This window comes from Pyxidicoccus xibeiensis (assembly GCF_024198175.1).
GTDB lineage: Bacteria > Myxococcota > Myxococcia > Myxococcales > Myxococcaceae > Myxococcus > Myxococcus xibeiensis.
Map to the genome: position 1 here is coordinate 704,062 of NZ_JAJVKV010000001.1, position 14,427 is coordinate 718,488.

A 14,427-nucleotide genomic window follows, 5' to 3' on the forward strand; every position below is an offset into this window, starting at 1 on the left:
GCTACAGGTCGCCCGTGCCCTTCTTCGACGGCACCACCTTCAGCGAGTCCGCGGCCGTCCGCCCGTGCAGCGTGGCGGCGTACATGTCCTCGATGCGCGCGGGAGGCGCGGAGTAGGTGCCCGGGAACTGCGCGCGCAGCACGTAGCCCATGACGCGGGGGCTGTGGCTCCACGGCGCCGGCTCCTCGAAGAAGAAGGTGGCGCGCTCCGGGTCCAGCACGCGGCGGCGGAGCGCCTCGTGGGACAGGGGCAGCGAGTGCGGCGGGCCGCGGAAGACCTTGTCCTCCTGCAGCGCGACGAAGCCCGCGGGCACCGCGTCCTCCACCACGTAGTACGCCGAGCGCAGCTGGCTCTCGCCACGCGAGTCCAGCGTCAGCTCCACGTAGACCTCTTCACCCTGCGACACCGTGTCACCGGGGTTGAGCTTCACCTTCCCGCCCTCGCGCAGCACGTAGTAGGCGCGGGAGATGGACATGCCCTCCGCCTTCGGCTGCACCGCCGACAGCGGGGTGAGCGTGGTGGCGCGCAGCGTGGCCACGCCGTCGAAGCCGCCCACGTCCACCGTGCGCGTGCCCGGTGCCAGGGTGGCGACCAGGCCCATGCCGCGCGGGGAGAACTTCACCTCGCCCTTCACGCCCTTCACCTCCGGCGGCGTCATGCCCTTGAAGGCCTTGGCATCGCGCTCCAGCAGCCACAGCGAGTGCAGGAGCGCGGTGCTCCGGTCGAAGGTGGACAGGTCCGGCTCGGACAGCATCTCCAACATGCGCTTGCGCGCGCGGGTGATGTCGAGCGTGCCGAATGACGCCGCGTGCCCGGCGATGGCCGTCATGCCCACGCGCCGCAGCGGGAAGCGGAAGAACGCGTCGGACGTCTCGAACTCCTGGCCCGGCTTGTACGCGGCCAGCGTGGCGTAGCCCTGCGCGCTCTTCGCCACCAGCGAGTTGATGCGCGCCTGGAGCGCGGGCTCCTTCATGATGCCCGCCTTCTCCGCCGCCAGCACCGCCAGCGCCAGCGGGTACAGGTCCCCCGCCTCCGACGCCTCCACCAGCGCGCGCACGCGGGCGGCCTGCTTCGGACCCTCCAGCCGCGCCAGCACGTAGGCCCGGGTGGCCTCGTACTCGGGGGGCAGCCCCTCCTGCGCCTCCAGCCAGCGGGCGCTCTCGGTGAGGCGCGGGTCGGCGCGGTCCACCAGCCCCGCCTCGGCGGCGTAGGCCAGGCCGTCCAGGGCGATGAGCGTCAGCGGCAGGCTCGGTGTCTCGTAGCCGCCGAACCAGGTGAAGCCACCGCCCTTCACGGCGAGGTTGAGGATGCGCGCGGTGCCCTGCACGGAGCGGCTGCGCGCCTCCGCCAGCAGCGCCTGCGTGTCCGTGTCCAGCTTCGCCAGCGCGCCCGCCTGATGGAGCACCTGGTACACCGCCACGTTGGGGACGGTGGTGGACACCAGCTGCTCCAGGCAGCCGTACGGGTACGTCAGCAGCTCGCGCACGTTGGAGAGCGCCGCGTCCACCAGCGACGGCTGGAGCACCAGCTCCACGCTGGCCAGCGTCGCCTCCTTCGCCGCGGGCACCTCCAGCGCGCCGCCGCCCCAGGCGCTCACCTTCACCACGTCCTCCACCGCCGCCGGCTCCACCTGGAACAGCTTCCTGTCGCGCAGCGGGTCCTTGCCACCCGTCACGTCCACGGAGAGCTGCGCGGGGCCGGTGGAGGTCGCCTTCAGCGTCACCGGCACCACCTGCTCGCCGCCCTTCGCCAGCTCCACCTTGTGCTGCGACTGGTCCGCCTTCAGCGAGCCCAGCGACGCCAGCTTCACGTCCAGGAGCTGGCTGGGCGGAGCCTTCTCCCCCGCCGACAGGCGCACCGAGGCGAAGGCCTCGTCACCCTGACGGAGGAACTGCGGCAGCGCGGCGTAGAGGTTGAGGCCGCCGCGCGTGGCGAACTCGGAGGTGCCCTCGCCGAAGCGGCCGGACGTGTCCGCCGCCACCGCCGTCACCACCCACAGCGTCTGGTTGGAGGGCAGCGTGAAGCGCACCGTGGCGCGGCCGTCCCGGTCCGTCACCACCGTCGGGTTCCAGTACGCGGTGTCCTTCTCCAGGTCCTTCGCCTGGCGGCTGGGCGGCTTGATGGACGCGAAGGCATGGTCCGGCAGCCCCGCCAGCTTGCGCGCCAGCGCCTCGCCGTAGCCGTAGCCCTGGAACTCGGCGGAGAAGAAGTTGGACACGTTGTTGCGCGCCGGCGGGTAGAAGAAGTCGACCACCTTGGGACGGAACTCGCTCTGGATGGCGTAGACGGCCTTGTCCACCACGCCCACGGACAGCTGCGCGACGACGCCGCGGCCCTCGTGGTCCACCACGCGCAGGTCGACGGACTGCTCGGTGAGCGGCGCGGCCTCGGCGCGGATGGGCTGCAGCTCCACGGTGAGGGTGCGCTCGCGCGGAATCACCCGGAAGGCCACCGTGCGCTCCTCCCACCGGCCCGTGGCCGTGGGGTACGCGACGGACGCGTACACCGCGCCGCCAAAGCGCTTCTCCACGTTGAAGCTGTGCACCAGCGTGCGGCCCTTCAGCTCCACCACCTGCGTGTCATAGAGGCTGGCGCCCGCGAGCGTCACCCACACCGGGCCCGCGTCACGGCCACCCGGGCCCCAGCCGTCCGGCAGGAGCGCCACCAGCCGCGCGGTGTCGCCCGGCTCCAGCGTGCCGGACAGCGACGCCAGCGTGAGGTTGGGCACCTGCGCCACCGGCTCGTCCGCCGCGCCGATGACGAGCAGCTGCTCCTCGCCCTCCCACGTCTCGCCCTTCTTGTCCTTCACCACCACGCGCGCCAGCACCGCGCCCACCTCGGACGTCGGCACCTTCTCGCGGTGCGTGCCGTCCGCCGCCGTGGTGAACGAGCGCTTGCCCAGGCTCTTCTCCTCGCCGTCCGCCTTGCGCGACACGAACTCCACCTCGCCCTGGGTGACGCCGTAGGGCTTGCCCGACAGCGTGGTGGCGCGCACCGCCAGCATCGCCTCGCTGCCCTTGGCCACCACCGCGTCCGAGTACCGCGCCACGCCCAGCACCTCGACCTTCGACAGGAAGAAGGCGGTGGTGGAGTTGGCGAACGTCTCCTGGTCGTCCCGCGCGCGGATGGTGAGCGAGTAGCGATACGGAATCCGCTCCTCCCCCGCCGCCAGCGCCGGCACGGCCACTTCGATTTCCGCCTCGCCATTCGCGTCGAAGGCGCTGGCGCTGGCCCACGGGTCCTCGGTGGCATTCCGCGCAGCCACGGAGGAGTACAGGCGCTCGGGGACGCTCAGCTTGCCCTCGGTGCTGGAGGACGAGCCGTACGTCACCGCGCTGCCTCCGCCGCCCTTGCCGGCGTCATCCACCCACGCGGGCGCGTCCAGCAGGCTGCGGTAGAGGAACACCTCGTACTTCGCGCCGTCGGGGACGCCACCGGCATAGCGGCGGGCGCGCACCTTCACGCGCAGCGTCTGCCCGGGCACCACCGTCTCCGACTCAGGCTCCGTCTCCAGGTAGAACGTCGGCTTCACGTAGTCCTGCACGCGGGCCTCGCCCTGGTGCGGCTGGCCGTCGACCTCCGCCTCCACGCGCAGCACGCCGGTGCCCAGGTCGTCCGGAACCTTCAGCGTCCCGTTGAAGGCACCGAACTCGTCCACCGCGGCGCGCGTGGTGATGGCGCGGCCCTCCTGCGAGACGAGCTTCACCGTCACCTCGCGCTTCTTCGGCGTGAAGAGGCGCGCGAGGAAGGTGTCCGGCTGGCGCACCACGCCCCGGTACTTCATCTCGTTGCCCGGCTTGTAGATGGGCCGGTCGCTGTAGATGAACACGTCCGGCGCCACCGCCAGCGCGGAGTAGAAGTCCGTGTCGACAATGGCCGTGTCGCCCCCGACGGAGGCGGTGGCGATGATGCGCGGCTCGGCGACTTCCAGCGCCACCTCACCCTTCGCGTCCGTCTTCCCCGCGGGGCCCTTGCCCTTGGGCAGGTACACCTGCACCTGCGCGCCGACGGCGGGCTTCTGATCTCTCCCCGCCACGCGCACCAGCACCTGTCCATCCGTCTGCTTGAGCTGCACCGTCAGGTCACTGACGACGAGCACCACCTGCCCCTCCACCAGGCCCTGGACGAGCTGGAGGACGTAGGTGCCCGCGGGCAGCGGCGCCAGCGTCACGCGGCGCTCCTGGAAGCCGCCGGGGCCATGGGCGTAGAAGCCGGGGACGTTGAAGTCGCGCTCGGCGCCGCCCAGGTCCAGGTTGAGCCACTGGCTGCGCGCCACGGTGAAGCCCGGCGGCACGCCCACCAGCTTCTTCGGCCCCTCGGCCACCTTGGCCAGCGGCTCGCCGGAGCCCGGCACGTCCGAGGGCTTGGGCAGCGCGCCGCCCACGGCCTCGCGGAAGGACGGGTTGAGCGTGTCGAGCAGCCACATGCCCGGCGCGCGCACGGTGTTGAGGCCCCGGCTGAGCGCGCGGCCCGGGTTGTTGAGCGTGGGCGGCAGCTGGTACGCGCGCCGCAAGTCCCCCTGCGCGCGGATGAAGGCATCCACGTTGTCGGGCTTGAGGACGCGCAGCTCCACGGGCCCCTTGTCCTCGAAGGCCACGTCCACCGCCACCGGCTCCTGGCTGCCGTAGGAGCGGGGCACGGTGATGTAGAGCGGCTTGGCCGCGGCCAAGCCGGAGACGACCAGCGCGGCGAGGACCGCGAGACGAGCAGAAGTCTTCATGACCCGAAACCTCCAGGAACCAGCGAATCGCCCTGCACGGTGCCGCGCAGGCCCAGGTACGGCAGCGACTCCAGGTCGCGCCGCGCCGCTTCGATTTCAGGGGGCGCCGCGCTCGGTATCGGCGCGTTGCGTCCCGAACGGGACTCGGACAGGAAGCCGTCCATGGTGAGGCCGCTGAGCAGCCGGCCCGTGTTGACGCCGAAGGCCAGCGACGTGGGCGCGCGCAGCCCCGCGACGACGGGGCCCGCCGCGTTGAGCAGGTTGGGCGTCTTGCCCTCGCACGCCTTGCGCAGCCGCTCCAGCTCCGCCTCGGTGGACGCCATCACCACGTGGTTGCAGAAGCTGCCGGTGACGAGCCGGTTGTAGCCCCCGGAGAACAGCGCCCCCAGCGAGGCCTTGTCCTCCACGCGGCCCCACAGCAGCGCCATCTCCATGGGCAGCGCCGGGTCCCCGCGCGGCGTCCACACCAGCGCCACCTGCCGCGTGCGCGTGGGGACCTTGCCGCCGCCCTCCTCCCAGTACGTCTTCAGCGAGCCCTCACCCAGCGACTCCGGCAGCTTGAGCTGCACGGCCAGCAGCACCGGGGTGTCCTCGGGCACGAGCTTGAGCAAATCGTCGGACAGCGGCGCCGCGTCCAGGCGGACGGGGCCGTCCATCAGCGCGCCAGCGATGCCACGACCCACCAGCCGCTCGCCCTCCACGCCGAACTGGAGCCTCGCGCCCGGGGCCAGCCCCAGCACGTGCGACAAGAGCTGCGTCTCGCGGCCGTAGGCGTTCGGGTCGAAGCCCAGCTCCACGTCCACGCCGTCCTTCGCGCTCAGCTCCGGCAGGTCCGTGCACAGGCCCTGGAGCACCGCCACCGGGTGGCGGGCCAGCACCAGCCGGTCCTCGGTGCGCGCCGCCCACAGCGTCTGCTCGGCCACCAGCCAGCGCTTCAGCTCGAAGCCATTCGCGGGCACGGTGCCGGTGCCGCCCGGGCAGCTCGCCGCGGTCATCACGCCGCGGCTGGCCACCGTGTCGAGCGCCTCGTACGCCGACGTGGCGCTGGTCATCGGCGTGGGGACGATGAAGGCGGGCGTGCTGGCCCGCGCGTCACCGGCGAACCACACCGTGCGGAACGGCGAGTTCAGGAGGCGGCCGGCGACCAGGTCCAGCACCGCGCCCTGGAAGTTGCCCTTCAGGTCCTCGCCGGTGGAGCCGAAGAAGGCGGCCCACCCGCCCACGAAGCCCTGGCCGAGCGGCTTCTGGAGCTGCTCGCGCAGCCACGTGTTCTTCGCCAGCGCGTCGCGCAGCTTGCCGGGCTGGTGCACGTCCACCCAGATGGCGGCGGGCGCGGAGGTGCCGGGCACCTCCAGGGCCGTCGAGCCGGGCTCGGGCAGGCCCTCCACCGCGGCGCCCGCGCTGGGCGGGCCCTGCCTGTCACCGCTGACCAGCGGCGCTCCGGCGCCCGGGTCCGACTTGCCGGTGCGGCGGCCGAGCACGAAGGCGCCGGCAACGGCGGCTCCGACGACGGCGGTGGCGAGGCCAATCACCATCGCCTTGGGCGGACCGCGCCGGGGAGGCGGGGCCGCCGGGGGCGGCGGGCTGGAGGGAGACGTCATGGCAACCACTCCTTGAAGCGGAAGAAGCCGAGGAAGCCGGCATTGTTCTGCACCGGGCGCCACTCCAGCGGCGCCTCGGTGGCGAGGGTATGGAGGAGCCCGGTGCGCACGGCGGCGCCCTTCTCCCCCGGGTGGTAGACGACGCGCGCGGGCGCGTGGGCCCGGTCCTCCGGGCGCACCACCAGCATCAGGTGGAAGACGGGGCCGGAGTCATGCTCCTGCCGGAAGGCCAGCACGTCCCCGGTGCGCAGCGTGTCGCGCGTGGTGTCGTCGCGGCCCAGCGGCACGAAGCTGTGCTGGAGCAGCGTCTCCGCGTCCGCGAAGTCCGCGGGCCGGCCGCGCGCGTCCTTCCACAGCGGCGAGGCGAGCCGCTCGGGCGCGTGCTGCTTGTAGGCGGCGCGGAAGGCGAAGCGGATGAGGCCCGCGCAGTCACGCTGCTCCGGATGCCACGCGGCGTCCTGCTTCTTCACCTGCGCGAGCGCGACCTGCGCCACCTGCCGTCGCAGCAGCACGTCGCGCGACTCGGGCGCGGCGGGCGCGGTGGCCTCCAGCAAGAGGAGCAGGGACAGGGCGAGCATGGGAGTGGGGTCGCCTTACGAGAGCGAGGGGCTCACTAGCCGCCCTCGCCGCTGTCGCCGCTGGTCTGGAGCTCCTTGAGGGCCTCCGCGAGATTCTTGGGCCAGTCCGGGTGCTTGGGCTTGGGGTCCTGCGCGGGCACGTACACCTCGGCCTGGCCGTCGCCGAGGACGTTCACCCAGGCCAGCACGCGGGTGGTGCCCGGGGTGGCCAGGGGGATGCGCACCATGCGGCGGACTTCGTTCGGCGTGCCCTCGAAGAGCGCGAGGTTGAGGGTGGCCACGGTGTGGGCCTTGTCGCCGCTGGGCCAGTAGTTGGTGGCCACGAGGTACACGCCCTTGGGCGGCGCGCGGTGGATGTAGAGGTACGGGCCGTACGCGGGCTGGTCGAAGTCGCCGCCCTGCTCGTTGAGGAAGAAGGTGCCGCCGGAGGGGCTGGCGGTGTCGGCCCAGTAGACGTGGGCCATCTCGCCGACCTGGAGCTGGTCACCGGCCTCGCTGGCGTCGGTGGGCTCGTAGACGTGGAGGTCGGTATAGACGCCGTCGGTGTCGCTGGTGAGGACGACCTTGAAGGGGACGGGCGGAATCTGCGCGTAGCTGGTGGCCTGGGTGCGCGCGGTGCCGGCCTGGTTGGTGGCCATCACCGTGACGATGTTCTTCCCGCTGGCGGCGGGGAACTTGCGGCTGAAGCGACCGCCGTAGGTGCGCATGAGGTAGCGGTCGCCGTTGATGGAGACCACGATGGGGTCGATGGTGGTGTCGCTGACGGTGCCCTCGACGAGCATCATCCGGTCCACCGTCCAGCCCCCGGAAGGGGCGGTGAGGCGCACGGTGGGGAGCGTCTTGCCCTTGCCGATGGGCACGCCCTGCTGGCGCGGATTGGCGGCGGGCGCCGTCTGCGACAGGAGCACGGCCAGGATGACGGAGAGCATCGCGCGTCCTTGTAGGGAGGAGTCCCGCCGGAGCGTCGGCGGGCGGACAGACTGCGGCAGCACGGGCCTCCATTTCAAGTCGCCTGCCAAGGGGTCCGTAGAGAGGAGAACGTGGTTGGGCCTCCTACGACACGCGGGCAGCCAACCGCACGGGCCCGCCGGGCCGTGGCCCTTCAGCCACGCGGGGAGTCCGGGCAGACTCGCGTCCGCCACCCACGAGGAGAGCCATGGCCATGATTCAGGGGTTGGACCACGTGCAGCTCGCCATGCCGCGAGGCGAGGAGGCGCAGGGACGGGCCTTCTACGGCGCGCTGCTGGGCCTGAAGGAAGTGCCCAAGCCGCCGGAATTGGCGAAGCGCGGAGGACTCTGGTTCGAGCTGGCGGATGGGCGCGGCCTGCACCTGGGCGTGGAGGAGCCCTTCCTGCCCGCGAAGAAGGCGCACCCGGCCTTCCGGGTGACGACGCTGGATGCCCTCGCTGAACGCCTGCTCGCCGCAGGGCACCCGGTGAAGTGGGACGACTCCGTGCCCGACGTGCGCCGCTTCCACGGCGCGGACCCGTTCGGCAACCGGCTGGAGTTCCAGGAGGCGTGAGCGGGCTGCGCCCATGCCGCGCGCCGCCGTGCCACCCGTCAGCGCCATGAGGCATCCTCTGCCTCATGCGAACCCGAGTCCCCACGCCCGCGGTCCTGCTGTGTGCCTCCCTGTGGCTCCTGTCCGGCTGCTCCGACTCGGACGACACCCCCAAGGACCCGCCGCTGCCGGGCTTCGATGACTCGACGCGCAGGCCGCTGTTCCCTCCCGGCGCGCCGTGGAACCAGGACATCTCGGCCGCGCCCGTGGACTCGCAGTCGAGCGCCGTCATCGCCTACCTCCAGGGCCGCGGCTGGGGCAACGGCCGCATGCAGATGGACTTCTCCATCGAGGTCCTCGTCGCGGACGAGAGCACGCCCTTCCGCACCTTCCAGCCCACCGACGACTTCTACGAGGGCGAGTGCGACCAGGTCCCCGTCCCCGTCCCGCCGGGCGGCGCGCTCGAGGGCGAGGACGGCTACGCCTGCACCTCGGACGGTGACTGCCACCTCATCGTCATCCACCGCCCCACGCGCAAGCTGTACGAGCAGTGGCGCGTGGACATCGAGGGCAACGCGTACCGGGGCGGCTGCCTCGCCGTCTGGGACCTCGCCCGCGTCTATCCACCGGAAGGGCGCGGTGACCAGTGCACCAGCGCGGACGCGGCGGGCCTGCCCATCGCCCCGCTGCTCTTCGACGCCGACGAAGTCGCCGCCGGAGAAATCAAGCACGCCATCCGCTTCATCCTCCCCAACGACCGCATCCGCCACGCCACCTACGTCCGCCCCGCCACGCACGCCACGCGCGCCGCCAGCGGAGGCACCAACGCGCCGCCCTACGGCGCACGCCTGCGCCTCAGGGCCAACTACCCCGTGGACTCGCTGCCCACGCAGGGCGCGCGCGTCGTGGCCCGCGCCCTCCAGCGCTACGGCATGTTCCTCGCCGACGGCGGCAACATCACGCTCACCGGGCAGAGCGACCGGCTCACCACCGCGAAGTGGAGTGGCCTGCTCGGCCCGCGCGACTTGCAGACCATCCAGCCCTCGGACTTCGAGCTGGTGGAAGCAGGCACGCGCCTCACGTGGGACGGAGACTGCGTGCGCACGCCGTAGTCCCTCCATGCCCGCCGGCCAGCGCGGGGCTCCGTGGGCCAGGCTCCTGCCCGGTGGGGACAGGGGTCGCACCTTGGAGTGGAAGCGGAAGGCTCCAGCGCGGGAGGGACTCGAGCCATGCAGCCCACCTACCACCTGACTCCCACCGAGTCCGTCACCGTCCACCAGCACTCGCCCGAGGCCCTCGTGGTGGAGGTCGAGTACGGCTCCAGGGCCTCGCCTCCTCCACCCCACTTCCACCCGTCCCAGGACGAGCGCTTCGAGGTCCTCTCCGGCACCCTGCACACCGTGGTGGACGGCAAGGCGCGCACGCTCCAGACGGGTGACACGCTCGACATCCCGCGCGGCGCGGTGCACCGCCTGTGGAATGCCAGCGACGACACTCCGGCCCGGGTCATCTGGAGGACCCTGCCCGCCGGACGCACGCTGGAGTGGTTCGCCGCGCTGGACGCCGCGCGCCGCGACGGGCCCAGGGGGAAGGATGGCCTGCCGAGCCCGCTGGCCCTCGCCGTGCTGCTGAGGACCCACCGCGACACCATCCGGCTTTCGCAGCGCCCCCGCTTCCTCGTGGGCGCGGGGCTCGCGGTGCTCGCGACGCTCGGCCGCCTGCGGGGCTACCGGGTCGAGGCGGGCTCCACGTCCATTGCGTCCTACTGAGCAGGCTTCAGGGCAACGGGGCCCGGCGGTTGCCAGGGCCCGGAGTTGCTGCGCCACACGCGGTGGAGGTCATCCACCGCGTGCGGGCGTCTTCGTTCAGGGAGCGGTGCGCTGCTCGTCCTGGGGAGCGCCCGCCTCGGTCTTCGCCTCGGGGGCACTGGCGTTGGCGCTGGCGGGAGCCGCCTCGGCACCCGCGGCCGGCGGCTTGCCGCCACTCTTCTCGGGCCGCTCGGGCTTCTCGGCCTTCTCGCTCTTCTCACCCGGAGGAGCGGTGCGCTTGGCGGCCACGGCGGCCTGACGCACGAGCTCGCGGGCCTTCTGGGCGACCTTCGGCGTGGGCGCGAGGATCATGAACATCAGACGCCCTTCCATGCGGGGCGGCTGCTCGACGATGGCCACTTCCTTCAGGTCCTTCGCCACGTCGTCGAGGATGGCCGTGCCCTGCTCCTTGTGCGTGATTTCACGCCCGCGGAACTGGATGACGACCTTCGCCTTGTTCCCGTCCTCGATGAACCGCCGCATGTTGCGGACCTTGAACTCGTAGTCGTGTTCCTCCGTCTTCGGACGGAGCTTCACTTCCTTGAGCAGGACCGTGACCTGGGCACGCTTGGCTTCCGAGGCCTTCTTCTTCTCCTCGTACTTGAACTTGCCGTAGTCCATGATCTTGCAGACCGGTGGACTGGCCATGGGGCTGATCTCGACCAGGTCGAGCCCCTCGGTACGAGCTTGCTCCAGGGCCGCCTCGAGCGGCATGACCCCGAGCTGCCCGCCGTCGGACCCCACGACGCGGACCTCGCGGGCACGGATGCGACGGTTGGTCCTCTGGTCGCGGCTACCGCCGCGGCTACCTCTTTGTTCGCGAATGATGGTGACTCTCCTCCGAAAAGGGTTTCAGGCCGGTCGCCGCCTCAAAGGTGGGACAGGCCACTCCGGTACAACAAGGTGCCGGACGGGGATGTGAGGCCGCCCTCCCCTACTGTCTCCCAGGACTGGCAGGCAGCCTTCCGTGCGCAGGAGCGCCCGAAGGTGCTCGCTCGCCCGGAAGGAGGGGGGGCCCGCGCGGGACTTTCCCCGACCGTGAACGGCAACGCCAGAGATAACGCCCGTCTCCCACACCCGCTGGGGAACCCCACGGCCAGGCCGCGCCAGGGCATACGGGGAGGACGCGCTCGGCGCCACCACCGCTGGGCCCCCCGGGGAGGGTGGGTTGGAAACGAACCATCTCAAGGCCCGACATCATGGCGCCCCGGGGCTTCCGGTTCCAGGACCCCCAGGGATGAACCGGGACACAATGTCGGATGGGCCGGGGTTTCCGGCCTGGGAGGCCGGGGCACACCTCGGGAAACCACTATTTCCAATAATCCTGGAGTGGACATCCCGGGTCCGGACAGGGGTTTTCCGGGGGCTCAGGCGGGCCGGGAGCGCTTGGGGACCTCCACCCGGTCCAGGTCTCTGGCGGCGACGACGTCGTCCAGCAGGGGCCTCGCCTCCTCCACGAAGGGCGCCGTGTCCTCGTAGCGCTGGGAGAAGTGCGTGAGGACCAGCCGGCGGGCGCGCCCTTCCCGGGCCAGCTCCGCGGCCTGGAGGGCCGTCATGTGGAAGTGGTCGTGCGCCTCCTTCCGCTCGCTGTCCAGGTAGGTGGACTCGCACACCAGGAGGTCCACGCCCTGCGCCAGCCGCGAAGCGCCCGCGCAGGGCCGCGTGTCCATGACGAAGGCGAAGGCCTGGCCCGCGCGCGACTCGCCCACCTCCTCGACGCGCACGGTGCGGCCGGAGACCTCCACCGCGCCGCGCCGGAGCAGCTCGCCCGTGAGCGGGCCGGAGATGCCCAGCTCGGCGAGCCGGCTGGGGATGAGCTGCACGCGCGAGTGCTCCTCCAGCCGGAAGCCGTAGGTGTCCACGGCGTGCTCCAGCTTCGCGGCGGACAGCTTGAAGCCCTTGGTCTCCGCCAGCACGCCGTCCTCGGAGATGGGCCGGGGGATGATGGTCGCCGCGTCCATGAAGATGGTGGCGTGCCGGAGCCGCTCGAAGAAGGCCTGGCCCGAGGCGGGGTAGTAGACCTCCACCGGGTGCTTCGCGCGGTCCAGCGACAGCCGCTGGATGATGCCCGGCAGCCCGAGCGCATGGTCGCCGTGGAAGTGGGTGATGCAGATGCGGGTGACCTGGGTGGCGGACAGGCCCGCGAGCGTCATCTGCCGCTGGGTGCCCTCGCCCGGGTCGAAGAGGATTCCCTCTTCGTCCCAGCGGAGGAAGTAGGCGTTGTGGTTCCGGTGGCGCGTGGGCACCTGGCTGGCGGAACCGAGGACGATGAGCTCGCGGCTGGACATGGGTGGCGCTCCCGGGGCGGAGAATGGCACCCCGACGGCAGCCCGCGCACGGGCCTGACAGCCGGAACCTCCGAAGTCGAGGCTCCCGGCTCGCGAGGTCCGGTCAGCGCTCTGGCTCCGCCAGTGTCACGGCGCGGCGTCCAGCAGGCCGATGCCGCGCTGGGCCCACTCGCTTCCGGGGGCGGTGCGCAGGTCGTCCGCCGGGAAGGGCAGCAGCTCCCAGAGGGCGGTGTTCTGCGGCGGAGGCTTGTTGGTGTTGGCGGAGCGGGCCCGGTAGAGCTGGCCGTCATGCATCACCAGGGCGCCCGCCGGGTACGTCACCTCGGGTGCGTTGGGGGACAGGGTGGCGCGGTCCGTCCACAGCTCCAGTTGCCGGGTGGTGGCGCCCGCGGGCAGCCCCGGGGCGACGAAGCCCAGCACGGGGATGGCGCCATTCACGTTGCCAGTGGCCGTCACGGTGCCCGAGGTGCCGGTGCCTCCGGTGAGGCCCGGGAAGAGCCGGCGTCCGCCCTCCCAGCGGTTGTCCTTGAGCGTGATGGGCGAGGTGATGCCGGCGCCCTTCTGGAAGACGACGCCGGGGTCCGTCGCGGACGGGTAGACGGCGTTGTAGCCGAAGTCGAGCCCCCGGAAGGCGTTGCGCTCCCAGAGGTACTTCGCGCCGGAGCCGGACGTGCCGCCCATGTAGACGCCGAGGCTGAGCGTGTCCGCGAAGTAGTTGTCGGTGAACGACACGTCCAGCGCGGCGTCCCCCGTCTCGGGGCCCACGAAGAAGTTGAGGAGCGCGGCGGCGCCTCCGAGGAAGACGTTGTGATGGAAGTGGATGCGGCCGGCCCGCACCTGCGCCTGCGAGTTGTTGTCCTGGTACTGCTGGAAGGCGGCGCGCCAGTCGAGGGCGCCGAAGGCGAAGACGTTGTGGTGCACCTCCGCGCCCTCGCCCAGGTTCTGCACCTGGAGCGCCTCGGTGCCGGTGCGGACGATGCGGTTGTTGTAGACCTTGAGCCCCGAGCCGAGCGGCGTGGGCGCGCCCTGCGTGGAGCCGAAGTAGATGCCCTCGCTGGCGGTGTCGTGGATGTAGAGGTCGTGCAGCCGGATGTTGTCGAGCGGCGGCACCGTGCCCCCGCTGGCGGCCTGGTTGATGCGCACGCCCGCGAAGCCGGAGCGGGTGATTTCGAGGTACTCCAGCTCGAACGAGCGCGCCCCGCCGATGCCGATGCCCATGTGGCCGCCGTTGAGGAAGATGCCGTCGCTCAGGAAGCCGTAGCGCCCGCGAGACGTCGCGTACGCGCCGCAGCGGTGGCCCGGGAAGTCCGCATGGCCGGTGCCGGAGTCCGCGTCATACCGGCCGGTGATGACCCAGTTGGAGCCACCCCCCACGCCCCAGATGTAGCCCTGCGTGCTGCCCGGCTTCGGCCGGATGACCACCTGCCCGCCCGAGTTGGTGATGACCAGCGGCCGGGACGCGCTGCGCTGCGGGAGGTTGCCCAGGTTGATGAGCGTGTACGTGCCCGCCGCGACGTAGAGCCGGTCCAGCGTGCTCCAGTCCACCGCGGGGAAGCGCGCCTGCACGTCGGGGATGTAGAGCTCGCCGTTGGCATTGGGGCCGGGGAGCGTGAAGGTGTTCCCCGGCGGGCCGTAGCGGCCGGAGGGCTCGCAGGCGCTGGTGGAGGTGCCCGCATCCACGCCGCCGTCCGCGGCGCTCGTACCGGCGTCCGTGCCCGAGTCGAGGACGTCGGTGCCGGAGTCCAGTGTCTCATCCCCGGGTGAGCCCGGGTCCGAGCAGCTCGTGGCGACGAAGGCGAGGAGGACGAGGGCGGCGACGCTCCGGTGCATAGGCGTGGGCTCCTGGTGGGGGAGCTTCACGCTAGCCGTCGTTCGAGACCTCGTGCCACCGGCCTGCACCTGCAGGTGGATAGCGCCTGGCGCCGCGCCTT

Annotated in this window: 10 protein-coding genes; 3 read left to right on the forward strand and 7 right to left on the reverse strand. The window is 71.9% G+C overall.

Going from position 1 to position 14,427, the window contains the following annotated elements:
- Window position 1: 1 nt before the first annotated feature.
- Genes LXT23_RS02840 through LXT23_RS02855 form a run of 4 tightly spaced genes read right to left on the reverse strand, consistent with a single transcriptional unit; the run spans window position 2 to window position 7,828 of the window.
- The gene (locus LXT23_RS02840; protein WP_253978500.1) at window positions 2-4,720 is read right to left on the reverse strand and encodes an alpha-2-macroglobulin family protein; all 4,719 of its coding nucleotides are present in this window, start codon (window positions 4,718-4,720) and stop codon (window positions 2-4) included.
- Window positions 4,717-6,321: a hypothetical protein gene (locus LXT23_RS02845; protein ID WP_253978501.1), complete on the reverse strand. Its 1,605-nt coding sequence runs from the start codon at window positions 6,319-6,321 to the stop codon at window positions 4,717-4,719. The genes LXT23_RS02840 and LXT23_RS02845 overlap by 4 nt, the downstream gene beginning before the upstream one ends.
- Window positions 6,318-6,899, reverse strand: coding sequence for a DUF1175 family protein (locus LXT23_RS02850; protein WP_253978502.1), 582 nt, complete (start codon window positions 6,897-6,899; stop codon window positions 6,318-6,320). The genes LXT23_RS02845 and LXT23_RS02850 overlap by 4 nt, the downstream gene beginning before the upstream one ends.
- Window positions 6,900-6,934: 35 nt before the next feature.
- Window positions 6,935-7,828 carry a DUF2135 domain-containing protein gene (locus tag LXT23_RS02855; protein WP_253978503.1) on the reverse strand — a complete coding sequence of 298 codons (894 nt, stop codon included), beginning with the start codon at window positions 7,826-7,828 and terminating at the stop codon, window positions 6,935-6,937.
- Between the two features lie 233 nt (window positions 7,829-8,061).
- Here LXT23_RS02855 and LXT23_RS02860 point away from each other — a divergent pair, with 233 nt between their 5' ends.
- From LXT23_RS02860 to LXT23_RS02870, 3 genes are all read left to right on the forward strand, one after another.
- The gene (locus LXT23_RS02860) at window positions 8,062-8,421 is read left to right on the forward strand and encodes a VOC family protein (protein WP_253978504.1); all 360 of its coding nucleotides are present in this window, start codon (window positions 8,062-8,064) and stop codon (window positions 8,419-8,421) included.
- Between the two features lie 65 nt (window positions 8,422-8,486).
- The gene (locus LXT23_RS02865; RefSeq protein WP_253978505.1) at window positions 8,487-9,512 is read left to right on the forward strand and encodes a hypothetical protein; all 1,026 of its coding nucleotides are present in this window, start codon (window positions 8,487-8,489) and stop codon (window positions 9,510-9,512) included.
- A gap of 117 nt (window positions 9,513-9,629) precedes the next feature.
- Entirely contained in the window at window positions 9,630-10,169 is a 540-nt protein-coding gene (locus LXT23_RS02870; RefSeq protein WP_253978506.1) for a cupin domain-containing protein, read from the forward strand.
- A 96-nt stretch (window positions 10,170-10,265) separates the two neighbouring features.
- On the opposite strand, the gene infC is transcribed toward LXT23_RS02870, so the two are convergent.
- The 3 genes from infC to LXT23_RS02885 form a co-directional block, all read right to left on the reverse strand.
- Window positions 10,266-11,036 (reverse strand): translation initiation factor IF-3, encoded by a 771-nt coding sequence (infC, locus tag LXT23_RS02875; protein ID WP_253979518.1) that lies wholly within the window; start codon window positions 11,034-11,036, stop codon window positions 10,266-10,268.
- Between the two features lie 539 nt (window positions 11,037-11,575).
- Entirely contained in the window at window positions 11,576-12,496 is a 921-nt protein-coding gene (locus tag LXT23_RS02880) for a ribonuclease Z (protein ID WP_253978507.1), read from the reverse strand.
- 126 nt (window positions 12,497-12,622) lie between these two features.
- Entirely contained in the window at window positions 12,623-14,326 is a 1,704-nt protein-coding gene (locus tag LXT23_RS02885; RefSeq protein ID WP_253978508.1) for a carbohydrate-binding protein, read from the reverse strand.
- Window positions 14,327-14,427: the final 101 nt, after the last annotated feature.

Excerpts from the sequence above, each read along its gene's own strand:
- LXT23_RS02840 (WP_253978500.1), bottom strand. The coding sequence starts at position 4,720 with ATGAAGACTTCTGCTCGTCTCGCGGTCCTCGCCGCGCTGGTCGTCTCC.
- LXT23_RS02870 (WP_253978506.1), top strand. The coding sequence starts at position 9,630 with ATGCAGCCCACCTACCACCTGACTCCCACCGAGTCCGTCACCGTCCAC.
- LXT23_RS02850 (WP_253978502.1), bottom strand. The coding sequence starts at position 6,899 with ATGCTCGCCCTGTCCCTGCTCCTCTTGCTGGAGGCCACCGCGCCCGCC.
- LXT23_RS02845 (WP_253978501.1), bottom strand. The coding sequence starts at position 6,321 with ATGACGTCTCCCTCCAGCCCGCCGCCCCCGGCGGCCCCGCCTCCCCGG.
- LXT23_RS02855 (WP_253978503.1), bottom strand. The coding sequence starts at position 7,828 with ATGCTCTCCGTCATCCTGGCCGTGCTCCTGTCGCAGACGGCGCCCGCC.
- LXT23_RS02880 (WP_253978507.1), bottom strand. The coding sequence starts at position 12,496 with ATGTCCAGCCGCGAGCTCATCGTCCTCGGTTCCGCCAGCCAGGTGCCC.
- LXT23_RS02865 (WP_253978505.1), top strand. The coding sequence starts at position 8,487 with ATGCGAACCCGAGTCCCCACGCCCGCGGTCCTGCTGTGTGCCTCCCTG.
- LXT23_RS02885 (WP_253978508.1), bottom strand. The coding sequence starts at position 14,326 with ATGCACCGGAGCGTCGCCGCCCTCGTCCTCCTCGCCTTCGTCGCCACG.
- LXT23_RS02860 (WP_253978504.1), top strand. The coding sequence starts at position 8,062 with ATGATTCAGGGGTTGGACCACGTGCAGCTCGCCATGCCGCGAGGCGAG.